The following is a 20402-nucleotide window of genomic DNA, read 5'->3' on the forward strand; positions in this document are numbered from 1 at the left end:
GGCTCTCCGGCCCGTTCCACAAAGAATAAGTTTTCTTGTGGAACAGGCCGAAAAGCCTGTTCCTAAACAAGTAATTGAGAATGGTGCAAGATGTGAGTTTTAGGCATAGATGGTTGATCAAACCCGCCACTACGCACAAATTCTCCAATTAACCATGCCCATTGCCCAATTACCAATTCCCAATTTTATATTCCATGTGATCTGCTGTTTGTTCAGCTTGTGCTTTACCCAAAAGTTTGCCGACAACGTGCAAAGACATATCAATTCCCGCAGCAATTCCCCCAGAAGTGAGGATTTTGCCGTTATCTACAAATCGCTGATTTTCGATAATAGTTGTGTTGGGCGCTAATTTTCTCAATAAATCCAATGCCTGATGGTGGGTAGTTGCTACCAAACCTTCCAACAAACCAGCTTTTGCCAAAAGCAGCGAACCCGTACAGACAGAAAGCACTAATTCTGCTGTTCGCGCACAATCTTTTATCCAATCAATAACTGCTGAATTATCGATTAACTTTCTTGTACCTTGTCCTCCCGGTACAATTAAAATATCCGGTGGCGGACAATCGGAAATGGTGCAGTTGGGATTTACGCTCAAACCGTTGCGGGCGTTGACAGCACCGGGATGTTCCGCTACGGTAGAGACTGCAAAAGGTCGTGAAGCGAAGCTATCCCGAAGGGAATCGCCCTTACTTAATTCGGATGTCACCGAAAACACTTCAAAAGGCCCTGCAAAGTCCAGTACCTCGACCTCATCGAACATTAAAATAGCTACGTTCCTAGTTGCCATAAGACCTACTTCTGATAGAGGCAAAAAATATCGGCGATTTGTTATCGTAGAACTGGTATAATTTAAATTATTAAAGCTATGCCGAAAAAGATTCGCCATCGCGCCCTAACATTCTGTCTTTTATGTCTGGCTTGCGCCTTAGCAATTACTGTTGCGCCAATTGTCACGCCCGCTCAATCCACAACTCAATTAGAGTTTCGCATTACTCAATTAGAAAGGCAAATTTCTGAACTCAGGGGACAAATCTACAGCTTGCAGAACCAAGGTTCTAGAGTTAACCGGCCTCAGTCTCCTTCCCCTTCCGGTTCTGGTCGCACAAATCCTAGAACGCTGTCGGGAGACCCGATGTTTGACAATTTAGCAACTTTGGCAATTGAAACTAAGCAAGATGTTATTAAAATTCAAGAGCGCTTGTCAAAGCTAGAAGCGTCGAGAAATCGCTAGAGAAGTCATTAGTCATTGGTCATTAGTCATTAGTCAGAAGGAAGATGGAAGAGGGAAGAGGGAAGAGGGAAGAGGGAATAAGTCAGTGGTCATTAGTTAGAAAAATGAAGTCATATTCTCGCCAACTCAAAACTCAAAACTCTCTCCCTCTCCTTCTCTCCCATTCTCCGACGTTGAGGTCTAGAAAAGCAGGGTCTGCTAAAACTCAACTTGCAGAACTACTCAATGATATGGAAATAAAAGCCTGCAACCACAAAATTGATTGCTAACAGCAACAGAAACCAGCCTGCGCGAAATGTGTAAGGGAATTTGCCCGTTTTCATCACGGAGTCGGATTTTAATTGGTTCTTCGCTATCTCTGGCATAGGTAAAGCTCCTAATTGATAATGTCACTCTCTTTACAAATAGCAGAGAGCGTCGCACTTATGCACAATCCTCTAGAGTTATTTTTTTTGACACTCCCCTGCCTGAAGGCGAGGGGATTCTTGGTTCTGCGACCTACCTTAAAACTATCTATCCTTGCGGCAGTGTTTAAACCTGGTATCCGTTCAAAAGAACCAAATATCGAGCTTAATTTAGATAGCCTCGCGAGGGTTTGTCTCCCCAAGCTTTCGAGAATTGCTTCTCTTGTTTCTGTGTGCCCCACAGTACATTTTAGACAGTACATTTTAGAAATAAAAAGTTTAGTCTCTGATTTTGGCTTACATTAGTTAGCCCAGCTATGTTTTTCGTGGTTTTCGCTACCCACTAACCATTATTGTTTTCCGACCAGTCGTTTGAGCGTGGTGTCTCATGTGTATCGGCGGTTATTCTACCTGTAGTCTAGTTATTGTACTCTACAATGAACACAATGCAAGAAAGTTCAAGAAAACAATTAACAAAAGTTGATAATTAATTAAAGCCGTCCTAGAAGGACGGGGCTTTATACCCAATTTCTTGGTAACAAGTTTATACCGAGTTGAATTCAAATTAGTTTCAATCGCTCTCTCCGGCGTGGTAGGAACTGCGGACGAGAGGCCCCGATCGCACGCGCTCAAACCCCATCTCCCGCGCGATCGACCCGAAACGGTCAAATTCGGTCGGTGTCCAGTATTTACGCACTGGGAGGTGCTCTAGAGATGGTCTCATGTATTGACCGAGGGTGAGTCTATCGCACTTGGCATCCCGCAAATCAATCATCGCTTCGACTATCTCGGCTTCGGTTTCCCCGTGCCCCAACATCAAACCCGATTTGGTGGGAATAGTTGGGTCATATTGCTTAACAATACGCAGAACGTCGATCGAGCGATCGTACTTCGCCCCCCTCCGCACCGGCCCTTGCAAGCGACGCACCGTCTCAATATTGTGGTTGTAACAAGCCGGTTTAGCCTCCACCACCGTGCGAATCCGATCTCGCTGCAACTCATGGAGGCCGGAATTCTCCCCGTCGGGGGCGGGCACGGGGAGGGCGGGCACGGGGAGGGCGGGCACGGGGGCACCGCCCCTACCTGTTCCCCCCCAAAAATCTGGCGTCAGTACCTCAACTTCAGTATGCGGGTTAAGAAGGCGGATTTGGGCGATCGTCCTGGCAAACCAACCCGCACCCCCATCCGGCAAATCATCCCTCGCCACCGAAGTCAGCACCGCATAGCGCAAACCCAACAACTGCACAGCCTCCGCCACCTTTTGCGGTTCCTCCGGGTCTAGGGGCATCGGAGAATGACCTTTATCTACTTGACAAAAAGCACAAGCGCGGGTGCAAGTCGGCCCCATCAACAAAAAAGTCGCCGTTTTTTGCGCGTAGCACTCGCCCCGGTTGGGGCATCTCCCCTCCTCACAAATCGTGTGAATTTGCCGCTGTTTGATAATTTTTTGCACTTGGGAAAGTTCGCTAGCTTTGCCAACGGGCCTACGCAACCACTCCGGCATCGCCTCGATTTCACCCCGCATTTGGGCGGCAACTGCTTTGACAGTAGGAGTTTTAGGAGTTTGGGGCGACATATAATTAAGTTGCGATTGAGTTAATTCCTTCGATCGTATCCGAAATCAAAGCCCCTGAACTTGTAGAAGTATCACCCGAAATCAGAATCGCGCCGACGTGCAACAAAACTAAACTCGCCCAGAATTATGGGTAGAATTCTGTTAGGGATATACTGAAGGTTGCAAATCATCACTCATTCATTACTGAAGGAGTCAGTCGTGGCTGGTCAAAAAATCTTGGTAATCGATGACAGTAAAGTCATCCGCGTCCGAGTCCGAGAGATGTTGCCGCAGGGTAACTTTGAAGTTCTAGAAGCAAAAGACGGCGAAGAGGGACTCAAACTGATCCGTCAAGCCCGTCCCAATCTAATTATGTTAGATTTCCTACTGCCCAAAGTCAGCGGTTGGGAAGTGTATCAAAAAGTGCAAGCCCATCCTGAGCTTTCTAAGATACCTTTGGTGATCATGTCGGGCCGCGAAGAAGAGGTGATGGAAAAAATTCCGAAACCCTTTGAGAAGCATTTTTTTGCATTTATCGCCAAACCGTTTGAGAAGAAGCAGCTAACCGAGGCAATCAAATCGGCGATGGTACTGGCCAAAAAGAAACCAGTGCCGGAAGCCCCAGCCGCCGCTGCTGCACCCACTTCGGGAGCGGGCGCCGCCGAAATTCAGGCGATGACTGTGCAAATGGCGAAAATGCAAGCGGAAATTGATGCACTCAAAAAACAAATGACTCAGGTGATTACGATCATCAAGCAGAAATTGAAATAATTCTGCTGTTTTTTGAAGGCACTTATGTAGAAGGAAACTTCCACACCGTGAAACTTTCAGTTGAGTCTCAAGGGCAGCGATTTTATCCGCATTTTTTTGCCAAATTGTTTGAGCGAGTGCGATCGCCAATAGCCTGCAACTGGTTTATCAAAATCCCAGTGAGAAAATCAATTAAAAGTTAAAAATAAAACAATGGAGGAAATTAATTATTAATTAATATTAGGATTTTTAATTCCCGCTCGTTCCACACTCAATTATTAACTCCTCAGTCTCATTTTTTTGGTTAATGACTAACGACTATTCCGATTTTTTGCCTCAACTGCGTGCCTCAACAGAGCAATTATTGAAAAGATTAGACTGCTTCGATCGAGCGCAGGTATTAGCGATCGGAGATTTGACCTTGGACGAGTTTCTTACCGGACAAGTAGAGCGAATTTCCCGCGAAGCACCTGTGTTGATTTTGCGCTACGAAAATACTCAGCAAGTACCCGGAGGTGGCGCAAATGCTGTCTATAATTTAGCCAAACTGGGAGGCAAAGTAAAAGTTGCTGGTTTGGTGGGAAAAGACGACCAGGGAAAGGCTTTGTGCGGTATTTTTGAGGCGGCGGGAATTGATACGGGTGGGATTTTAATCGATTCGCAGCGTCCAACAGTCACCAAAACTCGAATTTCCGGGCACGCGCGGCAGTCGGTGACTCAGCAAATTGTCAGAGTCGATCGCAAATCGGACGAGTTGCCGGATTTAGATTTGCAATTGCAATTGTCAGACTACATCCGGCAGCAAATACCGACAGTAGATGCAGTGGTTTGTTCCGACTACGGCGACGGAGTTTTGACAAATTTGGCGATCGAATCGGCAGTGGTTCCCGGCAAAACAATTGTAGACTGTCAAACAAATTTGCAGCGATATTCTGGAGCAATGTTATTTACCCCGAACTTGCCAGAAGCCGAGCAAGCAGTGGGATATGCTATCAAAAACCCTCAAACTTTAATGCAAGCAGGACGCGATTTGTTGAACTTAACTCAAGCTCAAAAAATCCTGATTACTCGCGGCGAAGAAGGGATGACTTTGTTTGAAAGGGCGAACGGCGAAGAAATCAACAATTCACCCCCTCCAACATCTATTTGTGAAAAGGGGGAATTTGCCATTCAAAGTTGGGACATTCCCCCTTTTAACAAGACTGATGTATTCGACGTAACCGGTGCTGGAGATACAGTCGTAGCAGCAATGACTTTAGCTTTGTGCGTCGGTGCATCCGGTTGGGAAGCGGCAGTTTTGGGAAATTTGGCGGCTAGTATTGTCGTGCGTCAATTCGGTACGGCGACAACAACTGTAGAGGAGATGAAAGAAGCTTTGAAAACGATGATCGATCACTAATCAGTTGGGAGCATCTCATATTTGTAAAAACACTTCTTTTGGCTCCTTCCTTCTTCCTCTTTCCTCCTGCCTCCTGCCTCCTGCCTCCTGCCTTAAAACTCCAATTTCTAGCTTAACTGCAAAAGTGAGATGCTCCCAATCAGTTGTAATGGTTTATTGATTATTACTTGTTCCCAGGCTCTGCCTGGTAACGCAGATCCGGAGGCTCAGCCTCCAATTTTCCCATCGCTTTTCGAGGCAGAGCCTCTGGATATCGGTTCCCAGGCAGAGCCGGGGAACCAGTTAATGACTAATGACTAATGACTAACGACTACTTACTCTTTTTCAAAATTTGCCCCTTGTCATCAATTGTCAAACCGCTATTGGGAAAATCGCTCTTTGTCAAACGGTTAATCAACCCCACAGTCCTAAATTTGTTATCAACAGCCGGCACACCTCGCCCGTCAAGTTGGACGGGGATAATCTTACCAGAAACAAAATCCCCTTTCGGAGTCATTTTCACATCCAAAATTAGAGATTGACCGAGTGCTCCTGCTGTGGACAAAGTGCGATAACCCAAAAAATTTCCCAGGGAATAAGCAACCAATTTCCCTTTATAAAGTTCCATCGCTCGGGGAACGTGCGGGCCGTGTCCCAAAATCAAATCTGCTCCCGCATCAATCATCGTCCGCGAAAACAAAACCATATTTCCCCGGTTTTCTCCGTAAAAAATTTCAGTTTTATTTCTCACATTGATAGCTCCCGTTCCTTCAGCTCCAGCATGAACTGATATCACTACAATATCAGCATTTTCCTTAGCTTTTTTGACAACTTCGGCTCCCGCTTTCAGTTCCAGCAAGGAATTGTGAACGTCGCCGTAGTTGCTGAAACCGATAAAGGCAAAATTCACGCCCTTGACATTTTGATAAACAATTTGATCTCTTTTGCCAACAGCCTTCATGCCGTTGCTGTCGATGTTTTTAATCGTGTCCTTAAATCCTTGCTCGTTAAAATCGTAAGAGTGATTGTTGGCAATACTCAAAATATCAAAACCAACATCTTTGAAAATTTTGGCATAACTCGGAGGCGTCCGAAAGGCAAACAGCATTCGTCCGCCACCTGCTTTGGAACTGTAAGGATAATCGGTCATCGTGCTTTCAAAATTGCCAAACAGAATATCAGCTCCTTTGAGGTACGGTTTTACCGACTCTAATAACATCTCTTTTTTGGCCGGCAGTTTGTTGTAGGGATAATTTGTGCCGGGGATCATGTCACCAACTGCTTTGATGCTGACAGTGGCGGGCACAATGGCAGGTTTTGTGGCAGCAGGGGAGGGCGGTTTTGGATCGGGAAGGGGTTTGGCTGCGGGTGTTGATCTCACTTCTTGTACCGCAGGCTTTGACGTTAGAGGGTTATTAGTAGCGGTGGGTGAGGATTTGTAAAGTTGAGAAGCCAGCACAAAGCCGGATATCGGTACGAGAATTAGACTCAAAGCACCGACTGACAGCCCTGATTTTTTAGTTTTAGTGCCTGCTAATTCTGGCTGCGGCGATGGCTTTTGCTGCCTTTGGTTTGGGGGTTTTGGAGTTGGGATTTTAGGGGGTTGGGGCGGAGATTTTTCTGGTGTTTGAGGGGGCGCCGTTGTGACATTTGGAGTTGTTTCTAGCTTGGGCAAAGTCACAGGAATGGGAGAAGCGGCTACACTAGCGGCTACTGCTGCACTCGCAGCTACTGCTGCATTCACGGCAACTAACGGACTCACGGGTGCGGAAGTCAAGCGTTTTTTTAATTCTACTGTCTGAGTCCAAGCGGGCAGTTGCTCGCCGCCGCGCCGCCCGTAAACTGTCACTGAGTAAAGGTTATTTGGTTGCAGCCGCTGCAACCCTTTGACTGCGACTCGGAGACAGGCTTCTTCTGCGGGTAAATGTTCTGCTTCCAGCAGCAGGTGCAGGGTGTCATTTTCCCGGCTGGCTTTAGCCGTGACGCCGAAGCTTTGGAGTGCTTGGCCGATCAGAAATGCGATCGCCCTGGCATCGCCTTCTTTTGCTAAATTTAAAATATCTTGTTGGCTCACAAACGCCTCTACTCTCACACTAGAAATTTAGCTCGATCTTATATCAAATTTGGTGGCACAGCATTAAATACCGATTGATTTAACTTAAGTAAGTGGGTACAAATAAACAGAACGTTGACAGAGAACGCCTGCGTGAAAGGGTCTTCTCGCTCTCACTATAGCTCCTAACTAAATCAGACCCTACTTTTACAAGATAGTATGATTTTTGGCGCTTGCTAGCTGACTACAATATTTCCTAACGGTTATCTTAGTCGATCGCCCAAACACTTCTATCCGCCATAATTCCCCCCCTTGAAATTAACATTGGTCAAATCAGCGCTCTCTTTCTTACAGCATTTTTGGTAAAAAAACCCGGTTTCTTCGATCGAGAGTGCGTCCTGGAATGTACGGAAAATATGCGGTTTAGCAGCGAAGAATTAACGAAAAAACCCGGTTTATCGTTATCAGTGCCAATCCTCCTGTCCCACTTGGGCCCAAATTCACACAAAAACGATCGACCTGTCGGCTCGGAAGCTTGTTAAACTTTGGGTCATGCCACGCTATTAGTAAGAAATCGACAGCTAGCCGCGATCGTCTGCTAGCGCCCCCGCAGTGCTGCGCTGCTGGGCCTGCACTGCACACTGCACGTAGGTGAGATTAGCTGCAATCAACTTTCGGGATGCCACTGCTAAAGTCGTAGCCGCCAATGTAGTTGTTCGTTTTAAACTAATTATTTAAAGGAGTTGCACGTCAATGACACAATTGTGCTTATAAGATCTGGCTCGGTGCCCTCTCAAACCAGGGTTTTTCGCTAGTCTGGTGCTATTTGTAAGTTAGTTAAGCCCATAGCAGCTAGGATCGAGCTAACTCAAGGTTAAACTAAAGCTCGTCATGCGGCGTTGCCTCTCAAAACCCGGATTGAGTCTTATGGCGCACTACCGCTCCTTTGTATGTTTCTTTACCTGCATTGCCTGTCTGGGCGCTGCGTTCAGTCCAAGTGCCGACGGAGGGCATCAGGTACTCAATGCCTCTGCGCGTGCTGTTTCCCAAGAAATTGCTCAGGCGAACTCTCCCCCGGACGATCGCCAGGATTCCAAGCCTCCAAAACCCTCTCCAGCGCCCGATAAAAACAAATCTCAGCCGTCCAAAACGTCCAAATCTAATTCTAAGATCCCGAAATCGGTATCCAATTTGATCGTCATTTTGTCTCGTCAGCGGGGGTTCTTAATGTTGGGTTTGGCAGCAGTTGTCGTCACGGCCGCGGCAGTATTTATCATGCTCAAATTAGTTAGCAGTGACGAGTCAAATTATCCTAAGCGAAGACGGGGAAGATTTGAGCGCCACCACCAAAGAAACTCTCCATTCACTAATCCCGATTCTCCTACAAACTCGCACCAAAGTAGACCGCAAGAGAATTCTTCGGGAGGAGAATCGCTGTCAGCCTTGCCCTACCCTTTTGGTTTGCCAAAAAACTACAGTATCGAGAGCAGCGATCAACCTTTACCGTTTATCCTGGAATCCGGGGAACCAGAATCCCAGGATGCAGCAGTCGAGGGCGATCGAATTAATTCCGACACCTCGCCCTTGGAAACTCACAGCAATGGGTACAGCCACACAGGTTTCAACATTCCCGAAACAACTAATCCAACCGATTCCCTAGCGAAGAAGAAAGGTATTGCCCTTCCCGAAACGGATGGTAGACCTAAAGTTGATATTATTGAAGCACTGATTGAAGATTTGCAGCAGCTAAATCCGGCAAAGAGGGGCAAAGCAATTTGGGAACTAGGCCAGCGGGGAGATTCCAGAGCAGTTGAGCCGTTGCTCGATTTGCTAGCAAATTCCGACTCCAAGCAGTACAGTTTAATTTTGGCAAGTCTCTCGGAAATTGGCATTCGCACGCTCAAACCCATGAATAATGCGTGGTCAATTTCGCTGCAAAATGAAAATCCCGAAGTGCGTAAAAATGCCATTCGCGACTTGACGCGGATTTACGAATTGGTGAATCAAATCAGTTACTTGTTGCACCGTGCGACGGACGATCCAGATCCCGAAGTTCAGGAAACTGCTCGCTGGGCCATCAATCAGTTGAATCGCATCCGTCCGCGTTCTGGGAGGGATTGATAAGTCTAACAATTTTCAAGTGATTTGAGATTTTAAATTTTAGAGTGGAGAATTTATAACTTAGATTATGTTAGAATTAGTGACTAATGACTAATGACTAATGACTAATGACTAATGACTAATGACTAATGACTAATAACCCTTTAAAACTATTGTTCCTGTCAACTTCGGTCGGTCAACTCGGTTCGGGGTTGGGCGGCGGTGTCGAACTTACAGTCCTTAACATTGCTAAAGAATTGCAGAGTCGCGGTCATAAAATAGCAGTTGTAGCACCAGTAGGTTCAGTCTTGGAATCAATTCCTGTAATCGAAATAACAGGTGATTTGCAAGTAACCGCCCAAACACAAGATTACAATGCTCCTATTGTGATGCCCGCAGATTCTGTGCTGGCGAATATGTGGGAATATGCTCGCCAAGTTCAGGATGAATGGGATGTCATTATTAATTTTGCCTACGATTGGCTGCCGTTTTATTTGACACCATTTTTTAGGACTCCGATCGCACATTTGATCAGCATGGGCTCCCTTTCCGCAGCCCTCGATCGCATGGCCGGACAAACCGCCGTGCAGTTTCCTGGTACGATCGGAGTTCACACCGCTTCTCAAGCCAAAACATTCGCCTTTGCCGATGAATGTCAGTTGTTGGGAAGCGGCATTGATTTATCCCTGTACGAATTTTGCAACAAACCGCAGTCTAAATTAGCTTGGCTAGGCCGCATCGCCCCGGAAAAAGGCGTAGAAGATGCAGTGGCGGCAGCGAAAATTACAGGCATTCCCCTAAAAATTATGGGCAAAATGCAAGATGAGGATTATTGGCAAAAAATTTGTGCAGATTACCCGGATGCTCCGGTAGAATATTTAGGGTTTCTGACAACAACCCAAATGCAAGAGCAAGTCCGTCAGTGCCAAGCATTGTTGATGACACCACGTTGGGTGGAAGCTTTCGGAAATGTCGCGATCGAGGCTTTAGCGTGCGGTGTGCCCGTGATTGCTTACGAGCGCGGGGGGCCGGCGGAAATTGTTAGAGACGGACTGACGGGCTTTTTAGTGCAGCCTGATAGCGTAAATGGCTTGGTAGGTGCGATCGCCCGCTTAGACCAAATTGACCGCAGCGCTTGCCGGCGACAAGCAGAGGTAGAATATTCTTTGGAAGCTTTGGGCGATCGTTGCGAACACTGGTTCAAATCTATTCTCAAATTGAGTTAAATAAACTCTTAATTGACCACAAAAAAGAAAACAGAAAAAAACTATGGCAACCGAACGTTTAGTGCTTTTATCCAGTAGAGAAATCGAAAAAATGCGCCAAGCCGGCCGTTTAGCGGCCGAACTTCTGCTGCATCTCGAACCAATGGTAAAACCGGGTGTCAGCACTTTAGAAATTAACGACGAAGCCGAACGCTGGACTTTGGAACACGGAGCAAAAAGCGCTCCCCTAGGCTATAAAGGATTTCCCAAATCTCTGTGTGCAAGCGTCAATGAAGTAGTCTGTCACGGCATCCCCAATGCGAAACAAATTCTTAAAGAAGGTGACATTATTAATATTGATGTAACCCCTTTAGTTGATGGTTATCATGGCGATACTTCCAAAACTTTTTTTGTGGGTAAACCTTCACCGCTAGCGAAAAAGTTAGTTGAAGTAACCGAGGAATGTTTAAGAAGAGGAATTGCGGAAGTTAAACCCGGTGCTCGTACCGGCGACATCGGTGCAGCGATTCAAGAATATGCTGAAGCACAGGGTTTTTCGGTAGTGCGAAATTTTGCGGGACACGGCGTTCACCGCGTTTTTCACACTGAACCGGAAATTTTGCACTACGGCAAGCGGGGCACGGGAAAAAAGCTCAGACAAGGCATGGTTTTTACGATCGAGCCGATGATTAATGAGGGTACTTGGGAAGTGGAAATTCTCGCCGATGGTTGGACATCTATCACCAAGGATGGAAAGCTTTCGGCTCAATTCGAGCACACTCTGGCTGTGACTGATTCTGGGGTGGAAATTCTGACTTTACCTTAATTGTTGACTGTTGACCGTTGACCGTTGACGGTTGACAGTCAATGGTTTGCCATCAACTATCGCTCGCAATCTTTTGACTCAAGAACAAATCGATCGAGTGCATCCTTTATTAAATGAACTTTCACCAAAACTTAATGCCTATCTTAACTCACTAAAAAAAGCCAAAGGTTAACAGTCAACAGCCAACAGTCAACAGTCAACAGTCAACAATCAAAATACTAATGACTAACATAAAATTTCTGCAACCAGGAGATTTGCTCAAAGTAATTGCCCCTAGTGGCACTTTGCGAGAATCAACCAACTTTGAAAAGGGTGTAGAAATTTGGAAATCCCGCGGCTATCGACTTGAATTAACACCGGGTTTTGACGATCGCTGGGGCTATTTGGCAGGTTCCGATGAAAACCGCGTCCGACAGTTGGCAGATGCCCTCAATGACGCGGATTGTCGCGGTATTCTGTGTGTTCGTGGCGGTTTCGGCAGCACTCGACTTTTGGAAAAAGGAAAAGTGGGAAAGGCGGAAAATTCCCAGTTTCCAACTCCCGATTCCCATTCGCCGAAATGGTTAATCGGCTTTTCCGATATTACTGCTTTGCTGTGGAATCAGGCTAAATTGGGTGTTTGGGGCGTTCACGGCCCGATGCTGACAACTTTGGCGGATGAACCGGATTGGTCTGTCGATCGACTTTTTGACTGCATCGAAGGTCGTCCCTTACAATCTTTGCAAGGTAAAGGATGGGGCAGCTCAAAAGCCACCGGGCGGCTGTTTCCGGCGAATCTGACGGTTGCTTCTCATTTGCTCGGAACCCCGTATCAACCGGATTTGACCGGGGTTATTCTCGCATTTGAGGATGTTTCCGAGGCTCCTTACAGGGTCGATCGAATGCTGACTTTGTGGCGGATGGCGGGGGCTTTCGCTGGGGTGCGGGGCATTGCTTTGGGGCGCTTCAGTCGTTGCGAGATTGAGCCGAGTATTCCCAATTTTAGCATTGAAGAAGTCTTGCGCGATCGGCTGGGGGACTTGAATATTCCGATTGTCTCGGATTTGCCCTTCGGGCACGAGGGAGTTAACGCTGCTTTACCGATGGGAATTATGGCGAGTCTCGACGCTGATTCAGGATTGCTGATTTGCGGCGATCGATCGCAACTTTAGATTAGGACTCAACGTCTGTAACTTTAACATGAGATTTTGCACCCGCTAAATAGTCCCGTTAGGTGAGGTTGACACGGTTGGCAGAAATTACATTTAAAATGGATTGTGTATGCAAATGTCGGCGCCAAGAAAGCAAAAAGATTTTAAATTTTTCCAGAGGTTGAGATGAAAGCACACAACTTGTTAAACAGTATTGCTGCCACAGTCCTAGTTACCGGATTGGCACTTACCGGGATTTCCTCAAGTGCGGTTGGCGAACAGATACAGAATAACGATCGCATTGACGGAGTAATTCGCCGCACTTCCCCCATCTACCGTTTTCGGAATATGTGGGTTCCGGGTTCTCCGACGGAAGAATTGCGTGGCCAAGAATACACATTTAGCGCGAGGGAAGGCGACAACATTGAAGTGTTTTTAGATACAGATAGAAGTCGCGGTTTTACTCCCGTCATGGTGCTATTTTACGGGAACAACAAACAAGTCGCTTTTACGCAAGACCGTTCTTTTAATTATCAAATTCCCCGTAGTGGCGATTACAAGCTTTTAGTATTAGCAAAAGATGCTGCCAGAGGCGGTAGCTACACGCTGGAAGTTGCCGGAATTGATGGGGGCGGCAGACAATCTCGCAATTCGCGGGACGATTGGTACACGAGGCGAAATGACGATCAATATGACGGTCAATATGACAGAGCACAGCTTCTGCAAAATGATTTTGACTTGCGGTCTGTTGATTGTCGCGAGAGACGTTCTATGGTGAGAGTAAGGTTTGACGATCGAAATCAAGACTCGACTTACTGCGCTGTCCCGAATAGAAGGTATCCGGCGGGAGATTATTACTACAATTCGCGGACTAGAGATTTAGACTCGGCGCGGCGGAATGATAGTAGATTCGATGCGGGCCGAGATCAATGTCGGGTAGTGGTAGGCGGAGTGTGCGTGACGAGGTAATGTGGAATGCAACAGGCTCTTCGGCCTGTTGCACAATAAAATTGCTTGATTGTAGAACGGGCATCTTGCCCGTTTATGACATTAAGAAAGTAGTCAACATCATACAAGCTAACGCATATTTTCCGCATCTCACAAAACACAATCTATTGAAAAATCAAAAACATGAACATTGAAGAAGTTTTGGAAAAAAAAGGAATCATTCATTCAAATCCCGAAATAATGAGCGGTGTCAGCGTATTTGTAGGAACTCGCGTTCCGTTACAGACATTTTTCGATTATTTGGAAGGGGAAGAGGGTTTAGCTGAGTTTATCCAGGATTTTTCTTACTTGGAAAATCCGGCAATAAAAGTGTTGGAAAATCTAGCAACATAATACAAACTGATGCACCCGATCGATCGGCAACTATAACTCTTCAATCGTCACCAATCCGCCCTCTGTGAACTGCACTACAAGTTCGTGATCGTCTAGCAAAGCCGTTCCCAGCAAAGGTCGCCGCCCTGTCGCAAGTACCCGAACTTCTCGCTCCTCCCCGTTCCAGAGGATAATAGCTTCATGTACTGGCAAAGTAACTTCGCTATTATCAGCTAAGTTAACAGGCATAGCATACTTAAATGGTAAGCCTAACAGAGCAACTGCTTCTGAAGGTAGACAAAGTTGATCGGTAAATCCTGTGTCTACTACAAACTCGATAGATAAGTCTGGACGATTTGGGAAACGAAATTGCACAGCAACAGTGGGGTGTCCGTCATTTACAATACCAGAAATCACTTGCTAACACGCTCCATAACACCGCCTAGGGAAGCTGCAACATTGTATCCGATTCGGATACCAAAAAGCCTAGGGTTTGGATGCTTTTTACTCAGGCTTCGCGCTGCTTGTAAGCCATTTTTGTCAACTTCGTAGTCACCTGTCTCAATGTCGATAATCACCATTTTGCCAATATTGTTTTCTGACTCTACTTTTTCGCGGATGCTGCTTTCATAAAGTTGCTTCGCAAGCTTTGCGACTTCTTCGTGACTTAATAGGATGGTTTGCATAAATAACTTCCTAGCGCTACTTTGCTTTCTAGAACTTTCTTCATTATATCTTAGGCATGGGTAGATCAAAGAAAAAGGTGGCTATCAGCCACCTTTTTTGTTGTTTCCATTCAATTAGTTTCCCCAGCGAGTGGGGAGATTCATGTTTTGTGGGGCTGATTTCCTCTGCTGCTAGATATTCTTCAGGAGAAATGTAATTTTGGGTTTTATTGGCTATCATGGTTTGGGAAATATGGTATTCTATGATTATATCATTGGCAATAACAAGAGGTCAAAAACGTGGAAGATGTAAACGTGGAAGATGTTCATGTACAAAGTTTTATGATTACAGGTACTTTCAAACATAACAAATCAGCAGAGATAAAAGGAATCCTCGAACACCTATATGTTCTTTCACAGGGAACATCCTATTACAACATCCCAAGCTACCAAAACCTTCTTGCTGTAAGTGGAACGTTTAGCGAAGAAAAAAAAAACCAAGTTGATGTGGTACTCAGGCACTTAGAAAAACTTTTACTAGAATACACCATCACCGCAGACTGGAGGGAGTAATCTCTTTTACAGCGGTTCCCGTTGTTATGAGGTACAGTAAAATCAGCTAGCAAAGAATCTATCAAATCTTGACAACTTATTAAAGTGTACCGCATTACAACGCGAGTTTCCATTCAATTAGTTTCCCCAGCGAGTGGGGAGACCTCCATCATACACCATATACAGGGCAAGATGTCCAGAGGCCATTTGCGAGGGCCTCCCAAAATATCCGTCAAAACTCCTTCAACCCCGCAGAAAAAATCGCTGAAACCCTTGCCCAGCAATGCTGCGAGGGCATCGACGAAATACCGTCGTTTCAGCGATTTTTCAATGCCCTCGCAAACTACCACAGTTCGATCGCAAATCAAGCTCTACCAATTAGTTCATCAGCCCAGAAAACAGAAGCCCTACAAAACAGATCCCGCAATTGCTTTCCTTCGGATCGCTACGCTAACGGGCCTCGCAATGACAGACAATAGCTGATGCGGCCCGATCGCCGAATTTTCGATCAAAAAGGACGATCGCACAGTGGTAAGCTACCAAAGGCATTAAAATACCTAAATCAGAGAAAAGTTAAGATGTCGGCATTAAATGAAGTTCCCTTGTTGTTGCGGGCAGCCCGCGGCGAAACTCTAGACCGCCCGCCCGTGTGGATGATGCGTCAAGCCGGCCGCTACATGAAGGCTTATCGAGATTTGCGAGAAAAGTATCCCTCGTTTCGCGAACGTTCCGAAATTCCCGAAGTTGCGATCGAAGTTTCCCTTCAGCCGTGGCGCGCGTTTCAACCCGACGGCGTAATTCTGTTTTCCGATATTGTCACCCCCATGCCCGGATTGGGCATCGACATGGACATCGCCGAAGGCAAAGGCCCGATTATCCACGCACCCATCCGCACTCAGCAGCAAATCGACGCGCTGCAACCGCTGAACCCGGAAGAAAGTTTGCCGTTTATCAAAACAATCCTGAAATCCCTGCGCGAGGAAGTCGGCAACAAATCCACCGTGCTCGGTTTTGTGGGCGCGCCGTGGACGCTGGCGGCCTATGCCGTTGAGGGCAAAGGTTCTAAGGATTATGCCATCATCAAAAACATGGCATTTTCCGATCCAACTTTACTACATCAGTTGCTGTCGAAATTCGCAGATGCGATCGCCGTTTACGTGCGCTATCAAATCGACTGCGGCGCGCAAGTCGTGCAAATGTTCGACTCCTGGGCCGGCCAACTGTCCCCGCAGGACTACGACACCTTCGCTCTACCTTACCAGAAACAGGTGTTCGAGCAAGTCAAAAAAACCCATCCCGACACACCGCTAATTCTGTTAGTCACCGGTAGCGCCGGCCTCCTCGAACGCATGACAACATCCGGCGCGGATATCATCAGCGTCGATTGGACAGTTGACATGGCCGATGCGCGGCAACGTTTGGGCCCCAACATGAACGTTCAGGGAAATCTCGATCCTGGTGTGTTGTTTGGCTCTCAACCGTTTATTCGCGATCGAATTCTTGATACAATTCGCAAAGCGGGCCCGCGCGGACACATCCTCAATTTGGGACACGGCGTGTTACCGGGAACTCCCGAAGACAACGTGCGTTTCTTCTTTGAAACGGCAAAACAAGCCGACAAATTGCTTGCAGTTGCTGCTTGAGTCCGACAATCCGACAGGGGTTTCAACCCCTGTCTCATAGCTAAAGTCCTCGCTATGAGGACTAAAGATTAATATTTCAGTCGGTTTTAACTCACCGAAGAGCACCCTTGCCAATAAAACATCCCGTAGGGGCGGGTTCACCAATAGCTTTAAAGAGTGCAGACAGGTTAAATAAACCCGCCCCCAGCCACAAAAAGCCCTTTATTAACAATGGTGCTCTTCAGTCGGTTTCAACAGACTTTTGCTATTAGCCAGGGGTTTCAACCCCTGGCGGATTGCAGGAGAATGAAACAGCCCTATTCTCCCCCTTGCCGTCCCCCCCTTCCCCTTCTGCAAAATGAACGCCAAAAAAATTTTCATAACGGGTGCAAGTGGCTGTATCGGTCACTACATGACCGAAACTTTGATTCAAGAAACAAACCACGAACTTTACTTATTAGTTCGTAACCCAGAAAAATTAAAATTTGACTGGAAAGCCCGCCCCGGCATCCATATATTACAAGGCGATATGCGAGATATCGAGCAACACGCCGAACTTTTGCAAACAATAAATGTAGCAATTGTAGCCGCTACTGCTTGGGGAGGAACTCAAGAAGTTTTTGATGTTAACGTAACCAAAACTCTCCAGCTAATTCAACTACTTTCGCCACAGACTTGCCAACAAGTACTTTATTTTTCAACCGCTAGTATTCTCGGTAGAGACAACAATTTGCTAAAAGAAGCCGGGGAACTGGGGACAGATTATATTCGCTCAAAATACAACTGCATGGTGCATTTGTCTGCCTTAAAAAATGTGCCTCCAATTACGGCACTTTACCCGACATTAGTATTGGGAGGAGACGCAGAAAAACCAGTCTCTCACTTGTCCTCTGGCCTGCCACTTGTCGCAAAATGGATTGGTTTGATTCGCTGGTTTAAGGCAGATGGCAGTTTTCACTTCATCCACGGCGCAGATATTGCTAAAGTAGTTAATTATTTAGTTGAACATCCACCTGCTTCCGAGGAACCGCGACATTTTGTGCTAGGAAATCCGGCGATTACAGCTAATGAAGTGGTAGAACAAGCTTGCAAGTATTTGAATAAAAAGATATTTTTTCGGATTACTCTGTCACCTCGGATGGCCGATTTCTTTATTTGGCTGTTCCGAATTCAGATGGCTGCTTGGGATAGATTTTGCATCAGCTACCGCCATTTTACCTATCAAAATCTTGTGAATCCCGAAAGCATAGGAATGCCGAGTTACTGCGGCACAGTGGCCGATATGTTAAGAACTAGCGGGATTCCCGGCAAAGATTCAAATTAGAAGGAAAAGGGCAGTTCGGCAACGGATTATGTAACGGATGTAACGGATGTAACGGATGTAACGGATGTCAAGAAGAAGGAAGAGGTTCGAGGGAAGAAGGAATGGGAACCAAACGAGTAATGTAGGGTGATTCGTGTGTACCAAACGAGTAATTTACTGTTTGAAGTTCTTTTTTGCCTTAGTCCCATGCTTTTTAAATGCGATTATCGTCAATTAACGGTCAAATACGATAAGATATCAGCATTTGCAAACTTTAACAGGGAACTGCAAGCTAAAAATTGCGCTCCATTTGTGGGTTTTAGGGGGTGTGACCCCTCGCCAGATATTCGATCGAGTGCAAGATCGTAATTTTAGCCTTAACATGAAGTCTTGAGAGTCGATCGAACTTTCAAACACGCCAGCCCGATCGCAAGTTGTTTACTGATGTGAGGTTTAACATATAATGCGAGTTCTTCTAGTTTACCCGCTGTTTCCGAAAACATTTTGGTCTTACGAGAAAATCCTAGAATTAGTCGATCGTAAAGTGCTGCTGCCACCGCTGGGTTTGGTAACAGTAGCAGCTATTTTACCCCAAGAATGGGAATTTAAGTTAGTCGATCGCAATATCAGACAAATCACCGAAGCAGAATGGGAATGGGCAGAGCTCGTTATTCTCTCGGCAATGATTGTCCAAAAAGAAGATTTGCTAGACATAATTCGCGAAGCAAAACGGCGCGGTAAATCCGTAGCTTGCGGCGGCCCTTACCCGACATCCGTACCCGAAGAACCTCAAGCAGCGGGCATAGATTACCTGATTCTCGACGAAGGCGAAATCACCTTGCCGATGTTCGTCGAAGCAATAGGGCGCGGTGAAAAAAGCGGAATTTATCGATCGGACGGCGTAAAACCCGATGTTACCACAACCCCTGTCCCCCGCTTCGACTTGCTGGAATTAGACGCCTACGACTCGATGTCAATTCAATTTTCGCGCGGCTGTCCTTTCCAGTGCGAATTCTGCGATATCATCGTCCTCTACGGCCGCAAACCTCGCACCAAAAACCCCCAACAATTGATAGCAGAATTAGACTATCTCTACAACTTGGGCTGGCGGCGCGGCGTGTTCATGGTAGACGACAACTTTATCGGCAACAAACGCAGCGTCAAACTGTTGCTAAAAGACTTAAAAGTCTGGCAAGAAGAACACAAATTTCCGTTTACTTTCAACACAGAAGCATCCATCGATTTAGCCCAAGACCAAGAATTGATGGACATGATGGTTGCTTGCAATTTCAATGCAGTGTTTCTAGGGATTGAAACTCCCGATGAAGAAAGCTTGCAAATGACCAAAAAATTCCAAAATACCCGCAATTCTTTGATAGAATCCGTAGAGTTAATTGCCAAATCCGGTTTGCGAGTAATGGCCGGATTTATCATCGGATTTGACGGCGAAAAACCCGGTGCCGGTCAGCGGATTGTCAAGTTTGCCGAAGCAGCAGCCATTCCGAGCACAACCTTTGGAATGCTGCAAGCTTTGCCACATACGGCATTGTCCCACAGACTCGCAAAAGAAGGGCGGTTGCGCGACAAATCTGGCAACCTCAACCAGACTACCTTGATGAACTTCATTCCGACGCGGCCTCTCGAAGATATTGCCCGCGAATATGTCGAGGCATTCTGCGAAGTGTACGATGCTGAGAAATATTTAGACCGAACTTATCGCCATTTCTTAATGTTGGGTGCACCTACAGCAAATATACCTGCAAGAGTTCCCAGTTGGATCGACTTGCGAGCACTGCTAACTGTGGTTTGGCGGCAGGGAGTCAAGCGCAAAACTCGGTGGAAGTTCTGGCATCATTTGTTCAGCATTCTCAAGCGCAATCCTGCGGTTTGGGATCATTATTTAACAGTGTGTGCTCACAACGAGCATTTCCTGGAATACCGCCAGATTGTGCGGGATGAAATTGAAGCTCAATTGGCTGACTTTTTGGCTAATGAGTCTCAAACTGTATATCAAGAACCTGTTTCTGTTGAGGAAAAGCAGGTGCAAGCGGTTTAGGGTTGGAGAATTCAACCGCAGATGAACGCAGGTAAACGCAGATGAATTTAAGATTGTCTGCGTTTATTTTGTTTTTAATCTCGTTTCCAGGTTCAGACTGGAAATGTCATAAGCTGTGTTGCATCTAGATTGCCTATGGTATTAGAGAGGGAGAGGGGGAGAAGAGGAGAGGGGGAGAGGATTTGAGGATTTTTGATGGGGACTCGAAATATACAATTTAAATGCACAACAGCTTATCCTACGGCTCTGCCA

General features: G+C 46.3%; 22 protein-coding genes. 14 read left to right on the top strand and 8 right to left on the bottom strand.

Annotation, left to right across the window (positions count from 1 at the left end):
* Nucleotides 1–169: 169 nt before the first annotated feature.
* Nucleotides 170–787 carry a DJ-1/PfpI family protein gene (locus QUB24_RS24095; protein ID WP_333156030.1) on the bottom strand — a complete coding sequence of 206 codons (618 nt, stop codon included), beginning with the start codon at nt 785–787 and terminating at the stop codon, nt 170–172.
* Nucleotides 788–865: 78 nt separating this feature from the next.
* Here QUB24_RS24095 and QUB24_RS24100 point away from each other — a divergent pair, with 78 nt between their 5' ends.
* The gene (locus tag QUB24_RS24100; RefSeq protein ID WP_333156032.1) at nt 866–1231 is read left to right on the top strand and encodes a hypothetical protein; all 366 of its coding nucleotides are present in this window, start codon (nt 866–868) and stop codon (nt 1229–1231) included.
* A 218-nt stretch (nt 1232–1449) separates the two neighbouring features.
* Here QUB24_RS24100 and QUB24_RS24105 read toward each other — a convergent pair whose 3' ends face one another.
* The gene (locus QUB24_RS24105) at nt 1450–1596 is read right to left on the bottom strand and encodes a photosystem I protein PsaX (RefSeq protein WP_333062195.1); all 147 of its coding nucleotides are present in this window, start codon (nt 1594–1596) and stop codon (nt 1450–1452) included.
* Between the two features lie 610 nt (nt 1597–2206).
* Nucleotides 2207–3211: a lipoyl synthase gene (locus QUB24_RS24110; RefSeq protein WP_333156033.1), complete on the bottom strand. Its 1005-nt coding sequence runs from the start codon at nt 3209–3211 to the stop codon at nt 2207–2209.
* A gap of 198 nt (nt 3212–3409) precedes the next feature.
* Here QUB24_RS24110 and QUB24_RS24115 point away from each other — a divergent pair, with 198 nt between their 5' ends.
* Nucleotides 3410–3961 (top strand): response regulator, encoded by a 552-nt coding sequence (locus QUB24_RS24115; RefSeq protein ID WP_333156034.1) that lies wholly within the window; start codon nt 3410–3412, stop codon nt 3959–3961.
* Between the two features lie 286 nt (nt 3962–4247).
* Complete coding sequence (locus QUB24_RS24120; protein ID WP_333156035.1) at nt 4248–5339, top strand: PfkB family carbohydrate kinase; 1092 nt, start codon at nt 4248–4250, stop codon at nt 5337–5339.
* Between the two features lie 310 nt (nt 5340–5649).
* Here the strand turns inward: QUB24_RS24120 and QUB24_RS24125 are convergent, their stop codons facing one another.
* Nucleotides 5650–7392, bottom strand: coding sequence for a CapA family protein (locus QUB24_RS24125; protein WP_333156037.1), 1743 nt, complete (start codon nt 7390–7392; stop codon nt 5650–5652).
* Nucleotides 7393–7730: 338 nt separating this feature from the next.
* Here QUB24_RS24125 and QUB24_RS24130 point away from each other — a divergent pair, with 338 nt between their 5' ends.
* Nucleotides 7731–7913: a hypothetical protein gene (locus tag QUB24_RS24130; protein WP_333156039.1), complete on the top strand. Its 183-nt coding sequence runs from the start codon at nt 7731–7733 to the stop codon at nt 7911–7913.
* Nucleotides 7914–7952: 39 nt separating this feature from the next.
* Here the strand turns inward: QUB24_RS24130 and QUB24_RS24135 are convergent, their stop codons facing one another.
* Nucleotides 7953–8078: a hypothetical protein gene (locus QUB24_RS24135; protein ID WP_333156040.1), complete on the bottom strand. Its 126-nt coding sequence runs from the start codon at nt 8076–8078 to the stop codon at nt 7953–7955.
* 220 nt (nt 8079–8298) lie between these two features.
* On the opposite strand from QUB24_RS24135, the gene QUB24_RS24140 reads away from it, so the two are divergent.
* The 6 genes from QUB24_RS24140 (at nt 8299) to QUB24_RS24165 (ending at nt 13973) form a co-directional block, all read left to right on the top strand.
* Nucleotides 8299–9492 (top strand): HEAT repeat domain-containing protein, encoded by a 1194-nt coding sequence (locus tag QUB24_RS24140; protein WP_333156042.1) that lies wholly within the window; start codon nt 8299–8301, stop codon nt 9490–9492.
* A 128-nt stretch (nt 9493–9620) separates the two neighbouring features.
* Nucleotides 9621–10697, top strand: a complete 1077-nt coding sequence (locus QUB24_RS24145) for a glycosyltransferase family 4 protein (protein ID WP_333156044.1) — start codon at nt 9621–9623, stop codon at nt 10695–10697.
* A 43-nt stretch (nt 10698–10740) separates the two neighbouring features.
* Complete coding sequence (map, locus tag QUB24_RS24150) at nt 10741–11502, top strand: type I methionyl aminopeptidase (protein ID WP_333156046.1); 762 nt, start codon at nt 10741–10743, stop codon at nt 11500–11502.
* 221 nt (nt 11503–11723) lie between these two features.
* A complete protein-coding gene (locus QUB24_RS24155) occupies nt 11724–12653 on the top strand; it encodes an LD-carboxypeptidase (protein ID WP_333156047.1) in 930 nt (309 codons plus the stop codon).
* 165 nt (nt 12654–12818) lie between these two features.
* Nucleotides 12819–13601, top strand: coding sequence for a hypothetical protein (locus QUB24_RS24160; protein ID WP_333156049.1), 783 nt, complete (start codon nt 12819–12821; stop codon nt 13599–13601).
* A gap of 162 nt (nt 13602–13763) precedes the next feature.
* On the top strand, nt 13764–13973 hold the full coding sequence (locus tag QUB24_RS24165) for a DUF433 domain-containing protein (RefSeq protein WP_333156050.1): 210 nt from the start codon (nt 13764–13766) through the stop codon (nt 13971–13973).
* Between the two features lie 30 nt (nt 13974–14003).
* Here QUB24_RS24165 and QUB24_RS24170 read toward each other — a convergent pair whose 3' ends face one another.
* From QUB24_RS24170 to QUB24_RS24180, 3 genes are read right to left on the bottom strand one after another with little or no spacing between them, the layout of a single operon-like run.
* On the bottom strand, nt 14004–14369 hold the full coding sequence (locus QUB24_RS24170) for a clan AA aspartic protease (RefSeq protein ID WP_333156052.1): 366 nt from the start codon (nt 14367–14369) through the stop codon (nt 14004–14006).
* Nucleotides 14366–14638, bottom strand: coding sequence for a hypothetical protein (locus QUB24_RS24175; RefSeq protein ID WP_333156053.1), 273 nt, complete (start codon nt 14636–14638; stop codon nt 14366–14368). The genes QUB24_RS24170 and QUB24_RS24175 overlap by 4 nt, the downstream gene beginning before the upstream one ends.
* Before the next feature lie 43 nt (nt 14639–14681).
* Nucleotides 14682–14858, bottom strand: coding sequence for a hypothetical protein (locus QUB24_RS24180; protein WP_333156054.1), 177 nt, complete (start codon nt 14856–14858; stop codon nt 14682–14684).
* A 59-nt stretch (nt 14859–14917) separates the two neighbouring features.
* On the opposite strand from QUB24_RS24180, the gene QUB24_RS24185 reads away from it, so the two are divergent.
* The 4 genes from QUB24_RS24185 to QUB24_RS24200 all read left to right on the top strand — a co-directional run bounded on the left by QUB24_RS24185 (nt 14918) and on the right by QUB24_RS24200 (nt 20150).
* Entirely contained in the window at nt 14918–15190 is a 273-nt protein-coding gene (locus QUB24_RS24185; protein ID WP_333156055.1) for a hypothetical protein, read from the top strand.
* 557 nt (nt 15191–15747) lie between these two features.
* A complete protein-coding gene (gene hemE / locus QUB24_RS24190; protein WP_333156056.1) occupies nt 15748–16812 on the top strand; it encodes a uroporphyrinogen decarboxylase in 1065 nt (354 codons plus the stop codon).
* A 337-nt stretch (nt 16813–17149) separates the two neighbouring features.
* Entirely contained in the window at nt 17150–18115 is a 966-nt protein-coding gene (locus tag QUB24_RS24195) for an NAD(P)-dependent oxidoreductase (RefSeq protein WP_333156058.1), read from the top strand.
* A 442-nt stretch (nt 18116–18557) separates the two neighbouring features.
* Nucleotides 18558–20150 carry a B12-binding domain-containing radical SAM protein gene (locus QUB24_RS24200; RefSeq protein ID WP_333156059.1) on the top strand — a complete coding sequence of 531 codons (1593 nt, stop codon included), beginning with the start codon at nt 18558–18560 and terminating at the stop codon, nt 20148–20150.
* Nucleotides 20151–20402: the final 252 nt, after the last annotated feature.

Source organism: Microcoleus sp. B9-D4, assembly GCF_036705105.1.
In the GTDB taxonomy this organism is placed as follows: Bacteria; Cyanobacteriota; Cyanobacteriia; order Cyanobacteriales; family Microcoleaceae; genus Microcoleus.